Origin of the sequence: Streptomyces lacaronensis (genome assembly GCF_047337785.1) — a bacterium.
Classification (GTDB): Bacteria; Actinomycetota; Actinomycetes; order Streptomycetales; family Streptomycetaceae; genus Streptomyces; species Streptomyces lycopersici.
Map to the genome: position 1 here is coordinate 2,426,367 of NZ_JBLHDK010000003.1, position 25,615 is coordinate 2,451,981.

General features: G+C 71.8%; 9 protein-coding genes and 2 pseudogenes (1 of these 11 running past the window's edge). 2 read left to right on the forward strand and 9 right to left on the reverse strand.

Annotation, left to right across the window (positions count from 1 at the left end; translation table 11 throughout):
- From ACMTAK_RS10570 to ACMTAK_RS10585, 4 genes and pseudogenes are all read right to left on the reverse strand, one after another.
- Positions 1-4,766, reverse strand: the start of a protein-coding gene (locus ACMTAK_RS10570) for a non-ribosomal peptide synthase/polyketide synthase (RefSeq protein WP_413805973.1). The gene continues 15,763 nt to the left of window position 1, outside the view; the window shows 4,766 of its 20,529 coding nt (coding positions 1-4,766); it begins with the start codon at positions 4,764-4,766; its stop codon lies off the left edge, out of view.
- Positions 4,763-15,583 (reverse strand): annotated as a pseudogene (locus ACMTAK_RS10575) (amino acid adenylation domain-containing protein); the annotation flags it as partial. The gene ACMTAK_RS10570 and the pseudogene ACMTAK_RS10575, both read right to left, overlap by 4 nt.
- Before the next feature lie 87 nt (positions 15,584-15,670).
- On the reverse strand, positions 15,671-17,668 hold the full coding sequence (locus ACMTAK_RS10580) for an ABC transporter ATP-binding protein (RefSeq protein ID WP_413812849.1): 1,998 nt from the start codon (positions 17,666-17,668) through the stop codon (positions 15,671-15,673).
- Between the two features lie 54 nt (positions 17,669-17,722).
- Positions 17,723-17,929 (reverse strand): MbtH family protein, encoded by a 207-nt coding sequence (locus tag ACMTAK_RS10585; RefSeq protein WP_020866836.1) that lies wholly within the window; start codon positions 17,927-17,929, stop codon positions 17,723-17,725.
- A 220-nt stretch (positions 17,930-18,149) separates the two neighbouring features.
- Here ACMTAK_RS10585 and ACMTAK_RS10590 point away from each other — a divergent pair, with 220 nt between their 5' ends.
- Together ACMTAK_RS10590 and ACMTAK_RS10595 are read left to right on the forward strand one after the other, a co-directional pair.
- Positions 18,150-18,803, forward strand: coding sequence for a response regulator transcription factor (locus ACMTAK_RS10590; RefSeq protein WP_413805975.1), 654 nt, complete (start codon positions 18,150-18,152; stop codon positions 18,801-18,803).
- A gap of 401 nt (positions 18,804-19,204) precedes the next feature.
- Positions 19,205-20,002 (forward strand): annotated as a pseudogene (locus tag ACMTAK_RS10595) (sensor histidine kinase); the annotation flags it as partial.
- Between the two features lie 40 nt (positions 20,003-20,042).
- Here the strand turns inward: ACMTAK_RS10595 and ACMTAK_RS10600 are convergent.
- The 5 genes from ACMTAK_RS10600 to dpgA form a co-directional block, all read right to left on the reverse strand.
- Positions 20,043-20,975 (reverse strand): alpha/beta fold hydrolase, encoded by a 933-nt coding sequence (locus ACMTAK_RS10600; RefSeq protein ID WP_413805976.1) that lies wholly within the window; start codon positions 20,973-20,975, stop codon positions 20,043-20,045.
- Between the two features lie 2 nt (positions 20,976-20,977).
- Entirely contained in the window at positions 20,978-22,471 is a 1,494-nt protein-coding gene (locus ACMTAK_RS10605; RefSeq protein WP_413805977.1) for a tryptophan 7-halogenase, read from the reverse strand.
- A 77-nt stretch (positions 22,472-22,548) separates the two neighbouring features.
- Positions 22,549-23,826, reverse strand: coding sequence for a (3,5-dihydroxyphenyl)acetyl-CoA 1,2-dioxygenase DpgC (dpgC, locus tag ACMTAK_RS10610; protein WP_413805978.1), 1,278 nt, complete (start codon positions 23,824-23,826; stop codon positions 22,549-22,551).
- A complete protein-coding gene (gene dpgB, locus ACMTAK_RS10615) occupies positions 23,823-24,482 on the reverse strand; it encodes an enoyl-CoA-hydratase DpgB (protein ID WP_413805979.1) in 660 nt (219 codons plus the stop codon). Before dpgB ends, dpgC begins: the two co-directional genes overlap by 4 nt.
- 14 nt (positions 24,483-24,496) lie before the next feature.
- Positions 24,497-25,570 carry a 3,5-dihydroxyphenylacetyl-CoA synthase DpgA gene (gene dpgA / locus ACMTAK_RS10620; RefSeq protein WP_413805980.1) on the reverse strand — a complete coding sequence of 358 codons (1,074 nt, stop codon included), beginning with the start codon at positions 25,568-25,570 and terminating at the stop codon, positions 24,497-24,499.
- Between the last annotated feature and the right edge of the window lie 45 nt (positions 25,571-25,615).

The following is a 25,615-nucleotide window of genomic DNA, read 5'->3' on the forward strand; positions in this document are numbered from 1 at the left end:
CCGATGCCACGGGCGATCAGCTCATGTGCCAGCCGGTTGCCGCGCTCCTCCAGCTGTGCGTACGTCAGGCCGTGCTCCGCCGCCCCGACGACGGCCAGGGCATCGGGGGTCCGCCGCACCTGTGCCTCGAACAGCGCGGCCAGCGTGCCCTCCGGCACGCTGCGGGCCGTGTGGTTCCAGTCCTGGACGACGGTGCGCCGCTCGGCCGGGTCGAGGATCCGAAGCCGGCTGAGGGGCACGGTGGGATCGGCGGCGATCTGCTCCAGCACCGCCGCCAGCCGCCGGGCCAAAGCCTGGGCGGTGGCCTCGTCGAACAGTTCGGTGGCGTAGAAGATGTCGCCGCCGATTCCGGCCGGACGGCCGTCCTCGTCGCGGTGTTCGGACAGGTCGACGGACAGATCGAAGCGAGCGGCGAGGGAACCTGGCGGCGTGGGCCGGACCTGGAGGCCGGGCAGGTCCCACTGCGCGGGCGGGACGTTCCGCAGCGACAGCATGACCTGGAACAGCGGGTTGCGGGACAGCGAGCGCGAGGGCGCGAGATCCTCGACGAGATGCTCGAAGGGCACGTCCTGGTGGGCGTAAGCGGCCAGGTCGGTCTCGCGCACCCGGGCCAGGAGTTCGGTGAAGGCGGGGTCGCCGCTCAGGTCGGTGCGCAGCACGAGCGTGTTGACGAAGAAGCCGGTCAGCCCGTCCAGCGCGGCGTCGCCCCGGCCTGCGGTGGCCGTGCCGATGGGAATGTCCGTGCCCGCGCCCATCCGGGCGAGGAGCGCCGCCAGCGCGGCGTGCACCACCATGAACACCGTGGCTCCGCCGCGCTGGGCAAGGCCGACGAGGCGGGCGTGGGTGGGGGCGTCGATCCGTACGGGCACCAGGCCGCCCGCGTACGAGGACACCGCCGGACGCGGCCGGTCGGCCGGAAGCGCCAGCTCCTGCGGCGCGTCGGCGAGGGCGTCGTGCCAGTAGGCGAGCTGATCGCTGAGCAGGCTGTCCGCGTCGCCCCGCTCCCCCAGCAGCCGCCGCTGCCAGATGGCGAAGTCGGCGTACCGCACCGGCAGCGGCTCCCAGACCGGCGCCCGGCCCTGCCGACGGGCGGCGTAGGCCGTGCTGAGGTCCCGGGCGAGGACGCCCATCGACCAGCCGTCGGCGGCGATGTGGTGCGCCACGATGAGCAGCACGTACTCGGTGGGTCCCGTGACCAACAGCCGTGCCCGCCACGGCAGTTCGGTGCCGAGCTCGAAGCCGCGGCCGGCGTGTGCGCTCAGCTCCGCCTCGACTTGGTCCGCGGGGAGGTCGACGATCACGAGTGGCGGATGCGCCGCGGGGCCGTCCAGCACCCGCTGCCGCGGTACGCCGTCCGTCTCCGGGAACACCGTGCGCAGGCTCTCGTGGCGGTCGGCGACGTCGGCGAGGGCGGCTTCCAGCGCGCCGGTGTCGAGATGGCCGGAGAGGCGTAGCGCGAGGGGCATGTTGTAGACGCCCCCGGCGCCCCTGGCGGCCGCTCCATCCTCCGCCCCCTCGGCTCCCCCGGCGGCCTCCGCCCCCTCGGCGCCCTCCGCGTCCCCTGTGCCCAGGCCGGTGGTCGCGAGCCGGTTGAGGAACCACATCCGCTGCTGCCCGTACGACAGCGGCAGGTGCTCGGGGGGCTGGGGGCGCGGCTGTGGCTCCAGCGGTGGCCGTGCGTCGCCGTGCTCGGCGTCGATCCGGCGGGCGGTGTCGGCGACGGTCGGGGTGGCGAACAGATCGGCGATGCGGAGTTCGCTGTCGAGGACGGGGCGGATGCGGGCGATGAGCCGCATGGCGAGGAGGGAGTCGCCGCCGAGCTCGAAGAAGGAGGTGTCGGCGGCCACTTGGTTCAGCCCGAGGACTTCGGCGAAGAGCCCGCAGAGGATCTCCTCGGTGGGCGTGGCGGGCGCGCGGCCCTCGGGGGCGCCCTCGGTGTCGGGGGCGGGGAGTGCGGCACGGTCCAGTTTGCCGTTGACGGTGAGCGGCAGCGCGTCGAGCGGCACGATGGCAGGGATCATGTACTCGGGCAGCCGGTCGGCGGCGAGGCGGCTCAGGCCCGCCAGGTCGAGTTCGCCGCTGGGGACCACATACGCGACGAGGCGCCGGTCCCCGGGGCGGTCCTCGCGGATGACCACGGCGGCCTGGGCCACGGCCGGGTGACCGCTGAGGACGGCCTCGATCTCGCCGGGCTCGACACGGAGGCCACGGACCTTGACCTGCTCATCGACCCGTCCTGCGAAGACCAGATCACCCTCTTCGGTCCACCTGGCCAGATCGCCGCTGCGATACATCCGGCCGCCCGGGGCGGCGAAGGGGCAGGCGACGAATCGCTCGGCGGACAGGTCCGGTCGACCGATATAGCCCCGGGCCAAGCCCGCACCGGCGATGTACACCTCGCCCGTGACGCCCACGGGCACCGGCTTGAGGAACTGGTCGAGCACGTAGACGCGGGCGTTGGGGAGGGGACGGCCAATCGGCGGGGCCTCCTCCAGCGCGGCGTCCAGCGGAGTGGCGGTGGCGGTGGTGATGACGGTGGCCTCGGTCGGCCCGTAGGTGTTCCACACCCGCGCACCCGCCGACCACCGGCCGGCCAGCTCCGCACTCAACCGCTCCGCACCCAGCACCCAATTGCCCACACCCGGCACAGCATCCGGATCCAGCACCCCCAACAGCGACGGCACCACGCTCGCCACCCGCACCCCACACCGGCCGATCATCTCCGCCAGCGCCCGCGGATCCTTACGCTCCTCCGCACTCGCCACCGCCAACGTGCCACCAGCGGCCAGCGTCACCACCACATCGAGAACAGCGGCGTCAAAGCTGAACGACGCGAACTGCAACGCCACCACACCCGCGTCCACCCCCAACACCGGACGCATCGCCTCGGCCAGATTCACCACGCCACCATGCGCGACAGCCACACCCTTCGGCCGCCCCGTCGAACCCGACGTATAAATCACATACGCCAACTGGCCCGGCACAATGACCGTCCCCAGCGGCTCCGCCGAGAAGGCCTCGGCATCCTCCAGAAGGATGGCGCGGGCGTCGCCGAGGGGGATGTCGGTGAGGCAGTCGGCCGTACCGAGGACCACTTCGGCACCACTGTCCGCGATCACGAACCCCAACCGCTCCCCCGGATACTCCGGATCCAGCGGAACGAACGCACCACCCGCCTTCCACACCGCCAACTCCGCCACCACCATCTCCACCGACCTCGGCAGACACAGCGCGACCCGCGACTCCGGACCGACGCCCACTTCGGTCAGAAGCCGCGCCAAGCGATTCGCCCGCCGGTCCAACTCCCCGTACGACAGCGCCTCTTCACCGCACCGCACCGCCATCACATCCGGCGCCGCCGCAACCCGCGCCTCGATGCGCTCCACGATCGAACCGGCGGGCAGTGTGGTCTCGGTGGCATTCCACTCCGCCACTCGCGACCACTCCGCCTCCCCCAGCACATCGAGCCGACCGACCAACGTCTCCGGATCGGCCGCCATCTGCCGCAGCACCCGCACCAGGCGGTCAAGGAGCCCCTGAGCGGCCTCGGGGTCGAACAGGTCCGGGCGGTAGTCCAGCCGCAGCCGCAGCGCCTCCGTCGGGTGGACACCCAGCGACAGCGGGAAGTTGGTGGACTCCCGCATCGCCGTGCCGGTGATCCGCAGCCCAGCGGTCGCCGCCGTGGAGTCCTGCGCCCCAAGGGGGTGGTTCTCGAACGCCATGATGGTGTCGAAGGTCGCGCCGGGCCCGGCCTGCCGCTGGATCTCGGTGAGGCTCAGATGCTGGTGGTCCAGCAGCCCCGACTGCCGCTCCTGTAGCTCCGCGAGCAGCTCGGCGACCGTACGCGCCGGGTCCAAGCGCACCCGAACGGGCAGCGTGTTGATGAAGAGCCCCAGCATGCTCTCCATGCCGGGCAGGTCGGCGGGGCGCCCCGCCACCGTCGCGCCGAACACCACATCGCGGCGGCCGGTGAGCCGACCGAGCACAATGGCCCAGGCGGCCTGGATCACGGTGTTCAGGGTCAGGCCGTTGCGGCGGGCGAGGTCCCGCAGCCGGCCGGCGAGTTCCGCCCCGGCGTCGGTGGCGGCCTTGCCGGAGGCGACCGGGGCAGTGGACGGTCCGCCCGGTGCCACCAGCGTCGGCTCGTCCGTGCCCGTCAGCTCCTGTCGCCATGCGCTCCGCGCGGCTTCCTTGTCCTGGCGGGCGAGCCAGGCGAGGTAGTCGCGGTACGGGGTGACGGGCGGGAGGCCACGGGTGCCGCCCCCGGCCTCGTAACACGTCCACAACTCCCGCATCAGCACCGGCAGCGACCAGCCGTCCAGCAGGATGTGATGCAGCGTCACCATCATCCGGTGCTCATCCGGCCCGACCCTGACCAGCAACACCTTCAGCAACGGCGGCACCGCCAGGTCGAAACGCCGCTCCCGCTCCTCGATCCCCAACCGCTCCGACTCCGCACGGGCGGTATCCGCGTCCAGCCCGGACAGATCCTCCTCCCGCCACGGCAGCTCCACGCCCCGGGCGATGACCTGCACCGGCTGCGCCACCCCGGCCAGCTGCCGAAAGCCCGCGCGCAGGCTCTCGTGCCGGTCGAGCAGGGCCTGCCACGCGTCGCGCAGCACCGCGGGGTCCAGCTTGCCCTCCAGGTCAAGCACGAGTTGCTCGACATAGACGTCAATGCCACGCTCGTCGTACACCGCATGGAAGAGCAGACCCTCCTGCAGCGGCGACAGCGGCCAGACGTCCTGGACTCGCATCTGAGTCATCGTGCTCCCCCCTTGTCCGCGAGTTCCGCTTCGAGCGCGTCGATCTGGCTCTGGTCGAGCGTGATGAGTGAGAAGTCCGACGGTGTGTGGCCGCCGCCGGAGCCGGTGGTGTGGGTGGCGAGGCCGGTGAGCATCGCCAGCCAGCCATCGGCGAGTCGTCGCATGTCGTCGGTGTGGTGGAGGTGCTGGGGCCAGGCGAGTGTCAACGTGAGCAGCGGGCCGTCCGGCAGGTCGCGGACCAGGCCGACGGCCTCCAGGGCGTGCGCCAGCGGGACCTCGTCGCCCACTCCGCCGCCGAGGCCGCCTTCGGCGGCGGCGGACCAGGCGGCGGCCGTCTGCTCCGGTGTCCCGTCGGCGAAGCGGCCCAGGTAGGTGAAGCCGATCTGGGCGGTGGGCAGGGCGGCGAGGGTGGGCGCGGTCTCGGGGTTGAGATGGCGGAGCAGACCGTGGCCGAGGCCGTCGCCCGGGACGGCGCGGAGCTGTTCCTTGATGTGCTTTGCGGCCCGTCCCGCCACCGGCCCGCCGCCGCGCAGCCCGGCGAAGTCCTGTGTGGCGGGGTCGAGTCGTACGGGGTACGTGCTGGTGAACCAGCCCACCGTACGGGCCAGATCGAGACCGCCGGACGTCCGGCCGTGGCCTTCCACGTCCACGAGGACCCCGCCCTCCGTGCTCTGCCCACCGTGCCGCCGCCACTCCGCGACGGCGGAGGCGAGGGCGGTGAGCAGCACATCGTCGATCCCGGCGTGGAAGGCGGCCGGGACCGCCGTCAGCAGGGTGGCGGTGAGCTCCGACGGGGCCGTCACGGAGACCCGCCGCAGCGTGGCGCCCACGTCGCGGACCGGGTCCAGGGGCCGATCGCCGAGTGGCGCGTCGGAGCCGCGCAGCAGCCGGGTCCAGGCGGGGAGTTCGGCGAGCCGCGGTTGGCCGGTGGCTTCGGTGCGCAGGGCGCGGGCCCAGTGCCGGAAGGAGGTGGGCACGGGCTCCAGCACGACCTCACGGCCCGCGGCCAGGTCCGCGTATGCCTGGGCGAGGTCCGGGATGAGGATGCGGAGGGAGAGCGTGTCCACGGCGAGGTGGTGGACGGTGAGCAGAAGCCGTCCGTGGGTGCTCGGGCCGAGGTCGAACCAGACCACCTGCGCCATCACCCCGGCCTGCGGATCGAGCCGGTCCGCGGCGGCCCGCGACTGCTCGGCGATCAGGCGCTCGAGGTCGGCCCCGACGCCGCCGGCGTCGACTCGGCGCACCCACGCGGCCACGGAGACGGTCGGGGGGACGAGGAGGCGGGCGGCGGGCCCGGTGTCCAGTCGGGCCCGCAGAATGTCGTGGTGTTCGACCACCGCCTGAACGGCAGCGGTCAGCGTCTCCAGCCGCGTCCCCGCCGGAGCCATCACCACGGTCGACTGGAACACCCCACGTACGCGCTCCGCTCCGGCCCGGTCCAGCAGCTCATGCATCACCGGGGTCAACGGCACCTCGCCGGTGCCCGTGTCGCCGCCCTCCAGACCATCGGCAGTGGCCACATCACGGGCCACCACGGCCAGCTCCGCCGGAGTGCGCCGCTCGAACACCTGCCGGGCGCTGACCACCAGACCGGCCTTGCGCGCCCTCGACACCAGCAGCATCGACATGATCGAGTCACCGCCGAGCTCGAAGAACGACGCGTCGGCACTGACCTCATCGAGCCCAAGCACCTCGGCGAAAAGCCCGCAGAGGATCTCTTCGGCGGGCGTCCGGGCGGCCCGGCCCAGCACCATCTCGGCACTGGAGGGGGCGGGGAGCGCGGCGCGGTCCAGCTTGCCGTTGACCGTCAAGGGGAGCGCGTCCAGCGCCATGACGGCCGGGACCATGTACTCCGGCAGCCGGTCCGCCGCGAACTCGCGCACGGCCGCCACGTCCAGCTCCCCGTTGGGGACCACGTAGGCGACCAGTTGCCCATCCCCTGGCCCGTCCTCGCGGACCACCACCGCAACCTGTGCCACGCCCTCACAGGCGGCCACGACCGCCTCGATCTCACCCGGCTCGACGCGGAAACCACGGACCTTGACCTGCTCGTCCACGCGGCCCGCGAAGACGAGATCACCCTCTTCGGTCCACTTCGCCAGGTCGCCGCTGCGATACATCCGCCCGCCCGGGGCGGCGAAAGGGCAGGCGACGAACCGCTCCGCGGAGAGCCCTGGCCGACCGATATAGCCCCGGGCCAGACCGGCACCGGCGATATAGACCTCGCCCGTGACGCCCACGGGGACCGGCTTGAGGAAGGTGTCCAGCACGAACACCTTGTTGTTGGGCAGAGGGCGGCCTATCGGTGGTGCCGTACCCAGCCCGGGATCGAGAGGCATGGCGGTGGCGGTGGTGATGACGGTGGCCTCGGTCGGGCCGTACGTGTTCCACACCCGTGCCCCGGCCGACCACCGCCCGGCCAGCTCCGCACTCAGCCGCTCCGCGCCCAAGACCCAATTGCTCACCCCGGGCTCGGCATCCGGGTCCAGCACTCCCAACAGCGACGGCACCACGCTTGCCACCCGCACCCCGCACCGGCCGATCATCTCCGCCAGCGCCTGCGGATCCTTGCGCTCCTCCGCGCTCGCCACCGCCAACGTGCCACCAGCGGCCAGCGTCACCACGACATCGAGGACGGCGGCGTCGAAGCTGAACGACGCGAACTGCAACGCCACCACACCCGCGTCCATCCCCAGCACCGGACGCATCGCCTCGGCCAGGTTCGCCACGCCACCGTGAGCGACAGCCACACCCTTCGGCCGCCCCGTCGAACCCGACGTATAGATCACATACGCCAACTGATCGGGGAGGACGCCCCTCCCCAGCGGCTCGGCGGAGAAGCCGCCCGCCTCCTCCATACGCACGACACGAGCCCCACCGACCGGCATCTCGGCCAAGCTCTCCGACGTACCGAGGACCACTTCGGCGCCGCTGTCCGCGATCACGAACCCCAACCGGTCCGCCGGATACTCCGGGTCCAGCGGAACGAACGCCCCACCGGCCTTCCACACCGCCAACTCCGCCACCACCATCTCCACCGACCGCGCCAAACACAGCGCGACCCGCGATTCCGAACCGACGCCCACCCCGGTCAGAAGCCGAGCCAACCGATTCGCCCGCTCGTCCAACTCCCCATACGACAACGCCTCACCACCACACCGCACCGCCACCACATCCCGCGCCACCCCAACCCACCCCTCAAACCGCTCCACAACCGAACCGCCGGACACCGCAACCCCCGTGGCATTCCACTCCTCCACCACCCGAGCCCGCTCCACCTCCCCCAACACATCGATCTCACTCACCCGCACCCCCGGATCAACCGCCACCGCCTCCAACACCCGCACCAACCGCCCCACCAACCCCCGCGCCGTACCCTCATCAAACAAATCCACCGCAAACAGCAACGCCCCACCCAACCCCGCCGGCGCCCCCACACCATCACGGTGCTCGGCCAGGTCGAGCGACAGATCGAAGCGCGCCGGGACCTGGGCGGCCGCCGGTATCTGCCGGACCCGCAGCCCCGGCAGGCCCCATTGCGGCGCCGGTACGCTCTGCAGGGCCAGCAGGACCTGGAACAGCGGGTTGTGGGAGAGCGAGCGCGACGGGTTCAGCTCCTCGACCAGCCGCTCGAACGGCACATCCTGGTGCGCGTACGCGGCCAGATCGGTCTCCCGCACCTGCGCCAGCAGCTCGGTGAAGGACGGGTCCGCGCTGAGATCGGCGCGGACGACCAGGGTGTTGACGAAGAACCCGGCCAGGTCGTCCAGCGCCGGGTCGCCACGACCCGCGATCGGCACGCCTATCGGGATGTCGTCGCCTGCGCCCACCCGGCTCAGCAGCACGGAAAGGGCGGCGTGCACCACCATGAACAGGGTGGCGCGGCCACGGCGGGCCACGTCCAGCAGCCGGGCATGGGTCTCCGCGCTGATCCGGATCGGGACTTCGCCACCGCGGAAGGAGGACACCGCGGGCCGGGGCCGGTCGGTCGGCAGCGTGAGCTCCTGGGGCGCACCGGCCAGCGCCTCACGCCAGTAGCCGAGTTGGCCACTGATCACGCTTCCCGGGTCCTCGGGGGCGCCCAGTACCTCGCGCTGCCACAGCGCGTAGTCCGCGTACTGCACCGGCAGCGGCTCCCACCCCGGCGCGCCACCCGCCCGCCGAGCCGCATACGCCGCCCCCAGGTCCCGCGCCAGCACGCCCATCGACCAGCCGTCCACGGCGATGTGATGCGCGACGATCAGCAGCACATACTCCGACGGCCCCGTCTTCAACAGCCGTGCCCGCCACGGCAGATCGACGGTCACATCAAAGCCGCGGTCCGCGTGCGACCCGAGCTCGGCCGCGAGGAGTTCCTCGCTGGTCTCCACGACGACGAGGCGGGGTCGGCCCGCCTCGCCCTCCAGCACCTGCTGGCGCGGCTCACCATCGGTCTCCGGGAAGACCGTGCGCAGGCTCTCGTGCCGGTCGGCGACATCGCCGAGGGCGGCTTCCAGCGCGGTGACATCCAGCTCGCCGGAGAGCCGCAGGGCCAGCGGCAGGTTGTAGACCGCTCCGGCTCCCGGGTTGGTCTCCTCAAGCCGGTTGAGGAACCACATGCGCCGCTGGGCGTACGAGAGCGGCGGCGCCTCCGGCCTCGGCCGTGGTGTCAGCGCGGCCCGGACGGCCGTAGCTCCCGCCGCCGCGACGAGGCGGGCGACTCCGGCCACCGTGGGGGCGGCGAACAGCTCGCCGATGGTGAGCTCGGTGTCGAGGACGGCGCCGATCCGGGCGATGAGCTTCATGGCGAGGATCGAGTCGCCACCGATGGTGAAGAATGACACCTCGGTGCCGACCCGTTCGAGCCCGAGAACCTCGCAATACAGACCGCAGAGGATCTCCTCGGTCGGCGTGGCGGGACCACGCCCGGTGGCATCGGAGAAGTCCGGGGCGGGGAGCGCGGCGCGGTCCAGCTTGCCGTTGACGGTGACCGGGAGGGCGTCCAGGGCGACGACCGCGGCGGGGACCATGTGGTCCGGCAGCCGCTCGGCCACGTACTCCCGCAGCCCGGCGCTATCCACATCCCCATCAGGGACGACGTACGCCACCAGCCGCTTGTCGCCGGGGCGGTCCTCCCGTACGACGACGGCCACGTGGCCGACACTCCGGTGTCCTGCGAGGACGGCCTCGATCTCACCCGGCTCCACCCGGAAGCCACGCACCTTCACCTGGTCGTCCGCCCGGCCACCGAAGATCAGCTCACCATCGGTCGTCCATGTGACGAGGTCACCGGTGCGGTACATCCGCCCGCCCGTGAACGGGCACGCCACGAACCGTTCCGCCGTCAGCCCCGGACGACCGAGATAGCCACGCGCGAGCCCCGGCCCCGCGACGTACAGCTCGCCCGCGACGCCTTCGGGTACGGGCCGTAGAAACTCGTCCAGCACATACGCCCGCGTATTGGCGATCGGACGGCCGATCGGCACCGGGCCGGACGGCTCCAGCGGAGCGCTCATCGTCGCGCATACGGTCACCTCGGTCGGCCCGTACGCATTGACCATCCGCCGCCCCGGCGCCCACCGCTCCACCAACGACAGCGGGCACACCTCACCCGCCACCACCAGCGTCCGCACGCTCCCCGGCAACTCCTCCACCGTCGCCAACACCGACGGCGGCACCGTCACATGCGTAACACCGAACTCCGCCACCACACCACTCAACGACCGCTTCGGCGGCAACCCGTCCGCACCCACCATCACCAACGCGGCACCCGACAACAACGCCATACACATCTCGGACACCGCCGCGTCGAAACTCAACGACGCCAACTGCAACACCCGCGCATCAACACCCACCGCAAACCGCTCAATCTGCGCCGCCGCCAGGTTACCGATGCCACGATGCGTCACCGCCACACCCTTCGGCCGCCCCGTCGACCCCGACGTGTAGATCACATACGCCACATCATCGAGGTCCACGGACACCGCGGGCGCCGGTCCACCCTCCGCTGACGAGTCCCACACCAAGCACTCCACTCCGGCCGGAACCAGCCCCCGCGTCTTCTCCGAGCACACGACGAGCGCAGGCGCCGAGTCCTCGACCATCCACCCGATCCGCTCCACCGGATACGCCGGATCCACCGGCACAAACCCCGCCCCCGCCTTCACCACCCCCAACAACACCGCCACCACATCCACCGACCGCTCCAACACCACACCCACCAGATCACCCCGCCCCACACCCCGCGCGGCCAACACCCCCGCCACCCGATCCGACCACTCCCTCAACTCCGCGTACGACCACTCCCCACCATCCGCACCCACCACCGCCACCGCATCCGGCCACAACTCAGCCCGCGCATCGAACAACTCCCCCAACGGCCCCACCGGCACAACCCGCCCAGTAGCGTTCCACTCCTCCACCACCCGCCCCCGCTCCCCACACCCCAGCACCTCAACCCCGCTCACCCGAACCCCCGGATCCAAGGCCATCTGCTCCAGCACCCGCACCAGCCGCCGTACCACGCCCCGGGCGGCGTCCTCGTCGAACGCGTCCGGGCGGTAGTCCAGCCAGAACTTCAGCTCGTCCGCCGGGTCGACCCCCAGCGTCAGCGGGAAGGTGGTCGCCATCCGGGTCGTGCTGTCGGTCAGCCGCAGAGGAGCGGCCGGGCCGGTCTCGCCCGCGTGGAAGTTTTCGAAGGCCATCAGGGTGTCGAACGTGGCGCCCGGTCCGGCCAGGCGCTGGATCTCCTTGAGGCCGAGGTGCTGGTGGCCGAGCAGCGCCGACTGCTGGGACTGCACCACCGTGAGCAGGTGGGCGACGGAGTCTGCCGGGCGCAGCCGGATCCGCACGGGGATCGTGTTGATGAAGAGCCCCAGCATGTCCGCCATTCCCGCCAGTTCCGGCGGACGTCCGGCCACCGCGGCGCCGAACACCACATCGCTTCGGCCGGTGAGCTTGCCGACGACCTGGGCCCAGGCCACCTGCAGCACGGTGTTCAGCGTGACGCCGTGGGCGCGGGCGAGCTCCCGCAGCGCACCGGCCAGATGGTCGCCGGTCTCGGCGAGAACCTTGCGGGTGAGGACGGGTTCGGCGTTCGGGTCGAGCGCGGCGACCGTCGTCGGTTCGGACACGCCATCCAGCGCCCGTTGCCAGGCGGCGCGCGCAGCCTCCCGGTCCTGGCGGGCGAGCCAGGCCAGATAGTCGCCGTAGGGCGTGGTCGGCGCCAGTTCGCGGGTGTCGCCACCGGCCGTGTAGCCGGCCCACAGCTCGCGGATGAGGATCCGCAGCGACCAGCCGTCGAGCACGATGTGGTGCAGGGTCACGACCATGCGGTGGCGGTCAGGGCCCGTCTTCACCAGCAGGATTCGTGCCAGGGGTGGGGCCGCGAGGTCGAAGCGGCGGGCCCGTTCGGCGCTCTCCAGGCGGTCCGCCCGGTCCCGCGCCGCCTCGGCGCCGAGGTCCGACAGGTCCACCTCGTGCCAGGGCAGGGTGACATGGCGGGCGATCACCTGGACGGGTTCGTCCACGCCGACGAGGCGGCGGAAGCCGGTGCGCAGACTGCCGTGCCGTTCGACGAGCGCCTGCCAGGTGGCGCGCAACCTCCGCCCGTCCAGCGGCCCTTCGAGCTCCAGGACCTTCTGCTCCACATAGATGTCCCGCTCCCGCTCATCGAACATCGCGTGGAAGAGCAGACCCTCTTGGAGCGGTGACAGCGGCAGTACGTCGACCACGCCACCCGCCACCTCGGCCTCCAGCTCCTCGATCTGGGCCTGGTCGAGTGCCAGCAGCGGGAAGTCGGACGGCGTGTGGCCACCGCCGGAGTGTGCGGCGAGGCCGGACAGCATCTCCGCCCACGCTTCGAGCAGTCGCCGCGCGGCCGGTCCGGTGAGGAGGGGCTCCGGCCAGACCAGGCTGATGACCAGTTCGGCTCCCTCGACGCGGGCCGCCGCTTCGAGGGGATGCGTGGGCGGTCGGTCGTCATCGCCCGGGGCGGTGAAGCCGAGGCGCGGGGTGGGCAGGGCGGCGAGCGTGGCGGCGGTGTCGGGGTTGAGGTGGCGCAGCAGGCCGTAGCCGAGTCCATCGCCGGGGACGGCCCGCAGCTGTTCCTTGATCCGCTTCACGGCCCGGCCCGCGCCAGGCCCGCCGAGGCGGATCTCCGCGAGGTCGGCGGCCCCGGTGTCGAGGCGTACGGGATGATGGTGGGCGAACGAGCCCACGGTCCGGGAGAGATCGGCGCCGCTGCCCAGGGCGCCACGCCCGTGGTCCGGCACGGCCACGTCCACGAGGAAGCCACCGGTCCGGTCCTGGCCGTCGCGCCAGGCGGCGAGGGCGGCGGTCAACCCGGTCAGCAGGACCGTCTCCGCGCCGGTGTGGAACGCGTCCGGCAGGGCGGTCAGCACCGCCGCCGTGATGTCGGCCGGGACGCGTACGGAGGCGCGTCGCACCGGGACGTTCGTGTCGCGGCCCGAGTCGGCGGGCCGGGAGTTGAGCAACGGGTCCCCGGTGGCGAGGAGTTCGGTCCAGGCGGGCAGCTCCGCGCGCCGCCGCGCACTGTCGGCCTGCGTGGCCAGGGCCCGTGTCCAGTGGCGGAATGACGTCGGGACGGCCGCCGTCTCCCGCCCTGCGATCCCGGCGGCCACGTCCTCCAGCAGGATCCGCCAGGACACCGCATCGACCACCAGCCGGTCCGCCACGACGAGCAGCCGCCCCGGCGCGTCCGGCCCGCTGTCGCACCACACGGCCTGGGCCATCACCCCGGCCCGCCGGTCCAGCCGCCGTCCGGCCCCGGCCGACTCTGCGGCGAGCAGCCGCTGGAGCTGGTCGGCGGCCGTACCCGCCGTCGCCACCCGCCGCGTCCACGGTCGGACGGACACCGAACCCGCCGGGGGTACGGTCAGCCGCCGCTCAGGCGTGGTCTCCAACCGGGCCCGCAGCATGTCGTGGCGATCGACGACGGCTTGCAGCGCACGGACGACGTCGCTCAGGCCGCGCCCGGCCGGGAGGTCCAGCACGGCCGACCGGAATCCCGCGCCCACTCCGGGTCCCCCGGGCCCCTGAAGCCCCTCCCGGTCCAATAGGTCGTGCATGGCCGGGGAGAGCGGCACGTGCCCGGCACCCCGCGCCCGGTCGCCCTTCGCGGCGCCCTCGTCCAGCGGTTCGGCGACGTCGGCGAGGCGGGCCGGGGTGGCGAGCTCGAACACCTGGTACGGGGCGATCACCAGCCCGGCGCGCCGGGCCACTGACACCAGCAGCATGGTCAGAATCGAGTCGCCGCCGAGCTCGAAGAAGGATGCCTCCGCGCTGACCCGCTCCAGGCCGAGGATCTCGCCATAGAGCCGGCAGAGCAGTTCCTCGGTGGGCGTCCGCGGACCACGGCCCTCGGCGGCGTCGGCGAAGTCGGGGGCGGGGAGGGCGTCGCGGTCCAGCTTGCCGTTCACCGTGACCGGGAGCGCGTCCAGGGCGACGACGGCGGTGGGCACCATGTACTCCGGCAGCCGCTCGGCCACGTACTCCCGCAGTCCGCCGGTGTCCACGTGGTCCCCCTCGGGAACGACGTACGCCACGAGTCGCCGATCCCCGGGGCGGTCCTCCCGTACGACCACGGCGACGTGGCCGACACTCCTGTGTCCGGCGAGAACGGCCTCGATCTCGCCCGGTTCCACCCGGAAGCCACGCACCTTCACCTGCTCGTCCGCACGCCCGCCGAAGACCAGCTCACCGTCGGCCGTCCGCCGGGCGAGGTCGCCCGTGCGATACATCCGCCCGTCCGTGAACGGGCAGGCCACGAAGCGTTCCGCCGTCAGTCCCGGGCGGCGCAGATAGCCCCGCGCGAGCCCGGGACCCGCGACATACAACTCGCCCAGCACACCCTCGGGGACCGGACGCAGGCGCTCATCCAGCACGAACACCCGCGTGTTGGCGATGGGCCCACCGATCGGCACCGGCCCGGACTGCTCCAGAGGCGCGCTCATCGTGGCGCACACGGTGACCTCGGTCGGGCCGTACGCATTGATCATCCGCCGTCCAGGAACCCACCGTTCCACCAGTCCCGGCGGGCACACCTCACCCGCCACCACCAGCGTCCGCAGGCTCTCCGGCAGCTCCTCCACCGTCGCCAGCACCGACGGCGGCACGGTCGCATGTGTGACGCCGTACTCCGCCACCGTCTCGCTCAACGACCCCTGCGGCGGCAACCCGTCCGCGTCCGCCATCACCAACGCGGCGCCGGAGAGCAACGCCATGCAGATCTCGGAAACCGCGGCGTCGAAGCTCAACGACGCCAGCTGCAACACCCGCGCATCGGCGCCCACCGCGAACCGGTCGATCTGGGCGGCCGCCAGGTTGCCGATGCCTCGATGGGTCACGAGCACGCCCTTGGGACGGCCCGTCGAGCCCGACGTGTAGATCACATACGCCACGTCATCGGCGCCCACGGACACCGGGGGCGCCGATTCACCCTCCGCGGCCGGATCCCGGACCAGGGACTCCACCCCGGCCGGAACCAACGCCCGCGTCTCCTCCGAGCACACCGCCAGCACCGGCCCGGCGTCCTCGACCATCCACCCGATCCGCTCCACCGGGTACGCCGGATCCACTGGAACGAACCCCGCCCCGGCCTTCACCACCCCCAGCCACACCGCCACCAGCTCGGCGGACCGGTCCAGCACCACGGCCACGAGGTCACCGCGCCGGACCCCGCGAGCGGCCAGCGCCCCGGCCACCCGGTCCGCCCGCGCCGCCAGCTCCGCGTACGACCACTCCAGACCGTCCGCGCCGATCACCGCCACCGCGTCCGGCGACTCGGCCACCTGGGCGTCGAACAACTCGCCCAGCGGTCGCCAGGGTTCGGTCGTGCCATGCATGGATGTCTCCTCTGCTGCGGTACGCGATGGCGGTGGTCGGAGCTCCGTGCTCGGCCGTGCTCAGCCGTGGCCGGGCGGCGGGCCCCCGGGCATCGCCACCGGTGCGTGTCCAGGGGGCCCCGGCGCATGTCCATTCCCCACCGGCCCGTGGCCATGGGGCGGCACCGGCCCACGCCCATTGGGCGGCGCTTCATGACCACCCGGCCCGCCACGCCCCGCGAACTGGGTGCGGTACAGCTCCGCGTAGAGCCCACCCAGGGCAAGGAGCTCCTCATGAGTGCCGCTCTCCCGCACCCGGCCGCCGTCGATCACGAGGATCTGGTCGGCGTCGCGGATCGTGGACAGCCGGTGGGCGATCACCAGCGAGGTGCGCCCCGCGAGCGCGGTCTCCAGCGCCCGTTGCAGCGCGGCCTCGGACTCGGAGTCGAGGTGTGCCGTGGCCTCGTCGAGGACGACGACCGGTGGCGCCTTGAGCAGCAGCCGGGCCATGGCGACGCGCTGTTTCTCGCCGCCGGAGAGCCGGTAGCCGCGGTCGCCGACGACGGTGTCGAAGCCGTCGGGCAGGGACTCGATCAGGCCCCAGATCTGGGCGGCCTTACAGGCGTCGATCATCTCCTGCTCGGTGGCCTCCGGGCGGGCGTAGCGGAGGTTGTCGCCGATGGTGGCGTGGAGGAGGTAGGCGTCCTGGGTGACGACGCCGATGGTGTCGTAGAGGGACTCCAGTGTGAGGTCCCGGAGGTCGTGTCCGTCGATGCTGACGGCGCCCTCGCCGGGGTCGTACAGCCGGGGTACGAGATGGGTGATGGTGGTCTTGCCGGCGCCTGAGGGGCCGACGAGGGCGGTGAGCTTGCCGGCGGGCAGCCGGAAGCTCAGCTCGCGCAGGGTCCAGTCGTTCCTGCTGCGCTCCGTCCGCGGTATGGCGATCGATTCGAGGGAGGCGAGCGAGACGTCCGCGGCGGCCGGGTACGAGAACGAGACGCCGTCGAAGACGATTTCGGGCGCGCCGTCGCGGGGCAGGGCGATCGCGTCGGGCTTCTCGGAGATGAGCGGCTTGAGGTCGAGGATCTCGAAGAGCCGGTCGAAGCTGACGAGAGCGGTGACCACGTTGGCCTGGGCGCCGGAGAGCTGGTTGATCGGGCCGAAGAGCCGGGTGAGCAGCGTGGCCAGGGCCACCAGGGTGCCGATCTCGAAGGCGTCGTCGATGACGAGACGGCCGCCCACGCCGTAGACCACGGCGGTGGCGAGCGCGCTGAGGAGGACCATCGACAGGAAGAGCAGCTTGCCGTTGACGGCGGTCAGGACGCCGAGGTCGCGGACCCTTCCGGCCAGCTTGGTGAACTGGCGCAGCTCCCGGCTGGGCCGGCCGTACAGCTTGGCCAGCAGCGCCCCGGCCACGTTGAACCGCTCGTTCATCAGCGCGCCCATTTCGGCGTTCTGTTCCATCTGGGAGCGCATGAGCCGCTGCAGCCGACGCCCGACGACCTTGCCGGGGAGGATGAAGAAGGGCAGCACGACCAGGGAGATCAGGGTGATCACCCAGGACAGGTAGAACATCGTGATGAGGACGAACAGCAGGGTGAGCGCGGCCGAGACGACCGTGGACAGCAGTGAGGTCAGGGCCTGCTGGGCCCCGACCACATCCGCGTTGAGCCGGCTGACCAGGGCGCCGGTCTGGGCCCGGGTGAAGAACGCCAGCGGCTGGCGCTGCACATGGTCGAAGACCTCGGTGCGCAGCTCGTAGACGAGTCCTTCACTGACCCGGGCCGAGTACCACGCCTCGCCGAACCCCAGCAGCGTGCCGAGGACAGCCAGTCCGCCGACCGCCACGGCGATACCCACGACGACATCGGAATCATGTTCGGCGATGCCATTGTCGATGAGGTATTTGAAGAGGATGGGGACGGCCACCACAATCGCGGCGTTCGCCAGGGTCATGAGCAGCAGCAGACAGACGCTGACGCGGTACGGCCGGGTATACGGAACTATCCGTTTCGCGGTCCCTGCTTTTATTTTCTGCTTGGTCACGGATGGGTCGGGGCCCACCGCACGAATCATCATCGGCCCTGGGCCGCCTATGGACACGACGCTCTCCTCGGCTTGGGTCGTTCCGACCTATGTGAGCTGGTCGATGAGGCTCTTGGGGCGCATGTCGCGCCAGTTCTCCTCGATGTAGTCCAGGCAGTTCTTGCGGGCGTCCTCGCCGAACACGACGCGCCAGCCGGCCGGTACCTCGGCAAAGGCGGGCCACAGCGAATACTGGCCCTCGTCGTTCAGCAGGACCAGAAAGGAACCGTTTTCGTCGTCGAACGGATTGGTCATCTTCACTCCCTCCAACTTCCCCGGAACGGGCCGGAATTCAAGGTAACGAGGGGCCATCGGGAGCGGCAAGGTCGACTATTGAAGTGGCGTCCAACCGCGTATTCTCTGCACTTGGACAACGGGTGAAACCTCGCGGAAACCGGAGCCGGGGCATTCTGGATCCCGCTGTCCAGGGGGCAGGGCCGAAGGGCCGGTTGGACAGACCGAGGAGGGGGAGCGGGTGCGCGTGCTCGTGGTGGAGGACGACCAGGAAATGGCGCAGGCGGTGGCCGTCGGCTTACGGCGGGCGCAGATGGCCGTCGATGTGGCGTTCGACGGGGAGAGCGGCCTTGAGCGGGCGCTGTTCAGTGACTACGACGTGATCGTGCTGGACCGGGATCTGCCCGGGACGCACGGCGACGCGATCTGCTCCGAGCTGATCGCGTCCGGCTGCCGCAGCAGGGTGCTGATGCTGACCGCGGCGGCCTCGGCGGAGGATCTGGTCGACGGGCTCAATCTGGGGGCCGATGACTATCTGGCGAAACCGTTCGACTTCCCGGTGCTGATCGCGCGGATCGGCGCCCTGGCGCGGCGGGCGCATCCGGCCGTGCCGCCGGTGGTGCACCACGGGGACCTGGTGGTGGACACGGCGCGCCGCAGGGCCGCCCGCGCGGGCCGGACGCTGGAGCTGGCGCCGAAGGAGTTCGGCGTGCTGGAGCTGCTGCTGTCGGCCAAGGGGCGGGCGGTGTCGGCGGAGGAGCTGCTCGAGCGGGTGTGGGACGAGGCCGCCGATCCGTTCACCAGCGCCGTGAAGATCACCATCAGCAGGCTGCGGGCCAAGCTGGGCGATCCGCCGGTGATCGAGACCGTCGCCAAGCGCGGCTACCGGATCTGAGGCCGCCGATGCCTTCGCTGCCCCGGCTCAAGTCTCCGCTGTCCCGGCTCACCGCCCGGCTGGCGCACTCGGCCCTGCCCCGGCGTACGGTGCGGCTGAAGCTGACGCTGCTGTACGGGGCGCTGTTCCTGCTCTCGGGGGCGGCACTGCTGACGATCACGTATCTGCTGGTGCTGGGGTCAGGCGGCGGTTCGCTGTCCGGCGGGCAGCCCGCACCGGACGGCGGTGGGCCACGGACGGGCGAGACCGACGGCCACTCCCCGCCGGTGCCGCCACCGCGGGGGCGCATCGGGGAGAGCACTCGCGACATCCTTCCGGCCGCGGCGCGGGAGATCATGGAGCTGCAGCGGGACGCCGTGCTGCACGACCTGCTGGTGCAGTCCGCGATCGCGCTCGGGCTGATGTCGGTCATCTCGATCGCGCTGGGCTGGGTGGTCTCGGGGCGGATACTGCGCCCGCTGCGTACGGTCATCGGCGCCGCCCGGGAGATCTCGGCGACCAGCCTGCATCAGCGCCTCGCCCTCGATGGCCCGAGCGATGAACTCAAGGAGCTGGGCGACACGTTCGACGGTCTGCTCGGCCGGCTGGAGACATCGTTCGAGGCACAGCGCCGGTTCGTCGCCAACGCCTCGCATGAGCTGCGCACTCCCCTCGCCAGGCAGCGGACGCTGGGGCAGCTGGCCCTGTCGGACCCCGACGCGGACGTGGCGTCGCTGCGTGCGGCGCACGAACGGATCCTCGCCGCGGGCGCCCAGCAGGAGCGCATGATCGAGGCGCTGCTCACCCTGGCCCGCAGCCACGCGGGGATCGAGGTGCGCAGGCCGTTCGACCTGGACCGGCTGGCGCGGGAGGTCGTGGCGGCCCGCCGGACGGACGCGGAGCGGCGGCGGGTCACGCCGCGCTGTGCGTTGGCGGCCACGGTCGCGGCGGGCCACCGGCCGCTGGCCGAACGGCTCGTCATCAACCTGGTGGACAACGCGCTGCGGCACAACGAGCCGTACGGCTGGGTGGAGGTGGCCACCGCGGACGAGCCCGGCCGGGCCGTCCTGACCGTGGCCAACTCCGGTCCGGTGGTGCCGCCGAGCGCGCTGGACCAGATGTTCCAGCCGTTCCAGCGGCTCGGCGACCCGCGGACCAACAAGGACGGCCTGGGACTTGGGCTGTCGATCGTGCAGGCCATCGCGGTGGCGCATGACGCCACGCTCGCCGTGGAGGCCCGCCCGGAGGGGGGCCTCGTCTTCACGATCGGCTTTCCGCACCCACCGGGCCACCGGCCGGGACCGCCGACGGACCACCGGCGGGAAGGGCCACCGGGCCACCGGAAGGAACCGGCACCCGCCCACCGCCCGGGGCCGCCGCCCCAGCGACGAGGGGAGCGGTGAAGAAGTCGACGAGCGCGGCGTTCACCGCGGCCGGCTTCTCCAGATAGCCGTAGTGTCCGCAGCCGGGGATCTCGGTGTAGCGGGCGCCCGGGATGGCGTCGGCGACCTCCCGGGTGAGTTGCGGCCGTACGATCAGGTCGTGCTCGAAGCCCAGGACCAGGCACGGGCAGCGGATGGCCGCGTACGCGGGCAGCCGGTTGGGGATCAGTTGCAGGCCGAGCTGGCCGCGGACCGAGGCCAGGTCGATGGCGGAGATCTCGAAGATGTCCAGCCAGTCGCGCAGCCGCTGCTCATCGGCCAGGGTCTGCGGGGACAGGCTCTGCAACGCGTTGACATAGGCGGCATAGCGGGGCGGCAGCTTCACCCCGCTGTCGGCCAGGTCCATCTCCGCGATCGCCTGGGCGGTGGCGAAGGTGTCGGCCCGGCCGCTGGTCGCCATCAGCACGGCCGACCGGACGAGTTCGGGCCGGGCCAGGATCAGCTCCTGGACGATGATGCCGCCCAGGGAGAAGCCCACGATCCGGCACGGGCCCGCGCCGAGGTGCTCGATGAGGCCCGCGATGTCCGCCGCCATGTCGTCGAGGGTGAAGCCCTCGGCGCAGAGGTCGCTCGGCGGGATCCCGCGGTTGTCCACGGTGATCACCTTGAAGCCGGCCGCCTTGAGCGCGGGCACCTGGTGGGTGCGCCACATCCGGCCGGGGGCCCCGGTGCCGGTCACCATGACGACCGGGTCCCCCGTTCCGTGCTCCTGGTAGTTCAGCTGGACCCCGTTGATCCGGACGACAGGCATCGTCAGGCCGGCCCCGGCTGCCAGAGCATGCCGTCGTCGGAGGTGACGAGCCCGCCGGGGAACATCGGCACATCGGGGCCGAGGTCCTCGCCGAGGAAGGCCCGGCTCTGCACCTGCGCGCCCTCCTGCATCGCCTGGCGCACCGCGGTGGAGCGGAACAGCGGCGTCATGTTCCCCTCCGCGTCGGCGGACATCTCGTCGATGGCGGAGACGAACTCGGCCGACTTGGACTTCATGCGCAGCGCGGCCGACTCGGCCCCGTCGAGGTCGAATTCCGAGGACGACACGCCCGCCACCAGCTCGACGAACGACTCCAGCTCGGTGTGCTGGTTGCGGGTGACCTTCTTGGCCGACCAGAAGTAGGAGTCCTCGTCCACGTGCATGTCGTAGAAGGACATCAGGAACTCGTAGAAGACGCCGTACTCCCGGCGGTAGCGGGCCTCGAACTCGGTGAACGCCGCCTCCTCGGACACGATCCCGGCCAGGCTGCTGCTGATCGAGCGGGCCGCCAGCAGGGCGCTGTAGGTGGCCAGGTGGACGCCGGAGGAGAACACCGGGTCGACGAAGCAGGCGGCGTCGCCGATGAGCACGAGGCCGGGCCGCCAGAACTTGGTCTGGTGGTAGGAGTAGTCCTTGCGCACCCGGAGCTGGCCGTACTGGCCCTCCGTCACCCGGGTGGCGTCCGACAGATACTCCTTGATGAGCGGGCATTCGTCGATGAGCGCCAGCAGGGCGCGCTCCGGATCGCCCTGGATCTTGTCGGCGTTCTCCCTCCGGACGACGGCGCCGACGCTGGTGAGGTCGGGGGTGAGCGGGATGTACCAGAACCAGCCGCTCTCGAACGCCACGGACAGGATGTTGCCCGAGTTGGGTGCGGGCAGCCGCTTGCCGCCCTCGAAGTAGCCGAACAGCGCGAGGCTGCGGAAGAACTGCGAGTACTCCCGGGTACCACCCACCCGCTTGTGCAGCCGGCTGCCGTTGCCCGACGCGTCCACGACGTACGTGGCGTGCACCTCGTGCTCGGTGCCGTCCGCGTCGCTGTACCGCACGCCGGTGACCCGCTCACCGTCCTCGATCACATCGGAGACCGACACCCGGAAGCGCACCTCCGCGCCCTTCTCCACCGCGTGCTCCAGCAGGATGGTGTCGAACTTCGAGCGCTCGACCTGGTACGCGTGCGAAGTGGCCCCCGCGATCTTCGGGGACACCGAGAAGGAGAACGTCCACGGCTCGGCGTTGGCACCCCAGCGGAACGTGCCGCCCTTCTTCGGGGTGAACCCGGCCGCGGCCAGCTTCTCCGCCACCCCCGTCATCCGGCAGACGCCGTGGATCGTGGACGGCAGCAGCGACTCGCCGATCTGATACCGCGGAAACGTCTCCTTCTCCAGAATCAGGACTCGGTGGCCCCGCATGGCGACGAGCGCGGCCAGCGTCGCCCCACCGGGACCGCCCCCGACCACCACGACGTCATACTGATCACGACCCTCACTGCTCATTGCTTCCCCCTCCTGGCGTTCATCGCTCTTCTCGCTCTTCTCGCTCTTCTCGGTTGCGCACCGGGGCGCGGCCACCGTCATGCGCCCCGCCCCGCGAACCGGCCGACCTCGCCGATGACGTCCTCGCCGTACAGGCGCAGGGCCTGTTGCAGCGCGAACTCGGCCATATAGCGGCGGAACTCCTCGACCGGCTCCTCGGCCCCGCCCAGCATCCGCCGGTTGGGCACGACCGCCGGGCCGCCGAGCCGCTCCACGGCGCCGGCCACGGCCGTGTCCATCTCCTCCGGCTCGACCACCTCGTCTATCAGCAGCCGGGCGTCGGGTTCGGTGGCCCGGATCCGGCGGCCCCGCAGGATGATCTGCCGGGAGATCCGGGGTCCGGTGTGCCGGCCGAGCCGGAAGTTCGCGGCCCCCGGCACGATGCCCTCCCGGGCCGCGGGCAGGCTGAGATAGGCGTCCGACGCGGCGAGCACATGGTCGAAGACGAGCAGCAGCTGGGTGCCCCCGCCGATGGCGAACGTCTCGACGGCCGCGACCCACGGCTTTTCGACCGTCGGGGAGTGCCAGGGCGCGGTGTCCGTGCGCACGCCCCTGACCAGCTTGTGGAGATAGCCCAGCTCGCGGCGGAGCAGAAAGCCGACCAGCGAGATGGTTCCGGCGTGCAGGCTCTTGAGGTTGATGCCCGCGCTGAACACCCGCCGGCCCCGATACCGGGGATGGCTCATCGGGCCGCCGCGCACCACCCCGACCCTCACCTCCGGGTCGAGCAGCGCGAGGTCGACGGCGGTCTCCATGTCGTCGACCTGCCGCTCGTCCTCGGCGTTCAGGCAGTCGTCCCGGCACATCGTCAGATATGCCGCGCCGTCGCGCCGCTCCATCCGTACGGACGCCGTCTCGAGGACGCCGGTCCTCGTGAACTCCGGCAGCAGCCGCAGCGCCCGTGGTGTCGGCCGCAGCATCGCGTCGAGCAGATGCGGCCCGGACCGGGGCGAGCCCAGCACGGCGCGCAGGAAGATGCCCTGATCGATCTCGTACCCCTCCTTGTCCGCCTGCCGCCGGGCGCGGTCGGCCGCGAGCTGCCCGGCCGTGGGCAGCAGGGCGGGGAAGGCGACCGCGGCGGCGCCGACGAGTTCGGCGATGCGGAGCTCATCGGCGCCGCCGCTGGTGAGGTGGTCGTACACGGCGTCGGCGTGGGTGTGCAGATAGCGCGTCCGCAGCGCCCGTGCGGTGTCCTTGGCCGCGGCGAGCGCGGCCCGCTCCTCAGGTCCCCGGGCGCCGGGTTCGGGCAGTTTCGCCACCAGTTCATCGACGCGGTGGGCCGCCTGCCGCAGCTCCGGCCAGAGCGGGACGGTCATGACGCCTCCACCACGGGTGGCCGCAACGCCCGGTCGCAGGCGGCCAGATGGGGGCCTAGGGCGTCCTCGAAGCTGGTCGTCGCGGCGTCGAAGAGCAGCTGCCGGCGGATCGCGACCTCCTTTCCGGCCAGCCCGCTGACCAGCCCGGCGGCGGCCGCGACCGCACCGGCCGGGTCGTCGGCCAACTCGTCGGCCACGCCGATCGCGAGCGCCTCGGGCGCCTCGATGGGCACGCCGAACAGCAGCGCCCGGCGGACCCGCGCGGGCCCGGCCAGCTGGACGAGCCGGTAGCCGGCCATACCGGGCCAGGTCGCCGTTCCGTCGCCGTGGACGAGCAGCCGGGTGCCCGGGGTGACCACTCGGATGTCACAGGCGAGGAAGGCGTCCAGAGCCACGCCGCCGCAGTCGCCCGAGGCCACCGCGACGGTGGCCCGGGGCAGCCGCTCCAGGCGGCGCAGTGTCCGCTCCCACTTGCTGACGCGCATCACATCGAGGTCGCCGGTCCAGCCCGCTGCCGGGGCCCCGCCGACCTGTACGGCGACGACTCCGCGGCCGGGGCGGTCCTCGGCCTGGTCGCACACGGCCTGTACGGCGCTCACGGTCGCGGCGGACGGCGGCTCGGCCCCGTCGATCGCCACGGTCAGCAGTTCTTCCATGCCACCCTCCGCGCTCACCACTGGACCAGCGCCGTCTCGATCGTGGAGCCGGGCCCCATGGTCATCAGCACGCCGTACTCACCCGGTTTGGCCACTCCCTCGTCCAGGAGCCGTTCGTAGGAGAACAGGAACGAGCCGCTGGACACGTTGCCGTAGTCGCGCAGCACACCGACGGTGTGCCGGACGTCGTACCGGGTGAGCCCCAGGTTGACGACCACGGCGTCGATGACCTTCTTGCCACCCGAGTGCACCAGCCAGTGGGCGATGTCGCTGCGGCGCAGCCCGGTGTCCACCAGCAGCCGGTCCACGACCAGTTCGGCGTGGGCGCCGACCACATACGGGATCTGCGGATCCAGGTAGAAGCTGAAGCGGCCCTGTTCGCGGTCCCAGTCGTAGCGCATGGCGTCGGAGGCGTCCGGGATGATGCAGCTGGCGAACTTGAGGATGCGCGGCCCCTCGGGGTCGGCCACGCCGTCCGGTCCCGAGCGGAGCGCGATCGCGCTCGCGCCGTCCCCGAAGAGGCTGTTCACGACGGCGGTGCGCATCGTGGAGTCGATCGCGTACGCGGCGGAGCAGGCCTCCGCGCAGAGCACGACGGCGAGTTCACCGGGGTGGGCGGCGGCCCAGCCCGCGACCACGCCCAGGGCGTTCAGCCCGGCGTTGCAGCCCATGCCGACGATGTCGGAGCGGCTGCAGTGCCGGTCGATGCGGAGCTCCTTGATGAGCAGGGCGCTCAGCCCCGGGGTGAGCAGTCCGGTGGAGGTCACACAGCACAGGTGGCGCAGCTCGGCCAGTTCGGCACCGGCCCGCTTGAGGCAGGCGCGCAACGCCTCCGCGCCCATCTCGATGGCCTTGGCCTTGTGCTTGTCGAGCAGGTCGCCCTGCGGTTCGGGGACGCGGCCGCCCTTGCCGTCCGGCGGCGGGAGCGTCAGATGGCGGCGGTCGATGGCGCTGTTGAGGAAGACCGAACGGATCTTGGGGTCGGTGATCTCGAAGGCGTCGAGCACCTCCCGCTGGGTGTACGACGTGGATGTCACCGCCGTGCCCACGCCGAGGGCGCGGGGCCGTAACTCGGCTGCCAGGGTCATCGGAAGGTCCACCCCCACATACGCGGCTTGCTCCGGGGTCGGCGA

What these genes read in the sequence shown, in the direction of transcription:
- ACMTAK_RS10605 (WP_413805977.1), bottom strand. Translation starts at nt 22,471, where the DNA reads ATGAGCAGTGAGGGTCGTGATCAGTATGACGTCGTGGTGGTCGGGGGC.
- dpgC (WP_413805978.1), bottom strand. Translation starts at nt 23,826, where the DNA reads ATGACCGTCCCGCTCTGGCCGGAGCTGCGGCAGGCGGCCCACCGCGTC.
- ACMTAK_RS10580 (WP_413812849.1), bottom strand. Translation starts at nt 17,668, where the DNA reads ATGATGATTCGTGCGGTGGGCCCCGACCCATCCGTGACCAAGCAGAAA.
- dpgA (WP_413805980.1), bottom strand. Translation starts at nt 25,570, where the DNA reads ATGACCCTGGCAGCCGAGTTACGGCCCCGCGCCCTCGGCGTGGGCACG.
- ACMTAK_RS10600 (WP_413805976.1), bottom strand. Translation starts at nt 20,975, where the DNA reads ATGCCTGTCGTCCGGATCAACGGGGTCCAGCTGAACTACCAGGAGCAC.
- dpgB (WP_413805979.1), bottom strand. Translation starts at nt 24,482, where the DNA reads ATGGAAGAACTGCTGACCGTGGCGATCGACGGGGCCGAGCCGCCGTCC.
- ACMTAK_RS10585 (WP_020866836.1), bottom strand. Translation starts at nt 17,929, where the DNA reads ATGACCAATCCGTTCGACGACGAAAACGGTTCCTTTCTGGTCCTGCTG.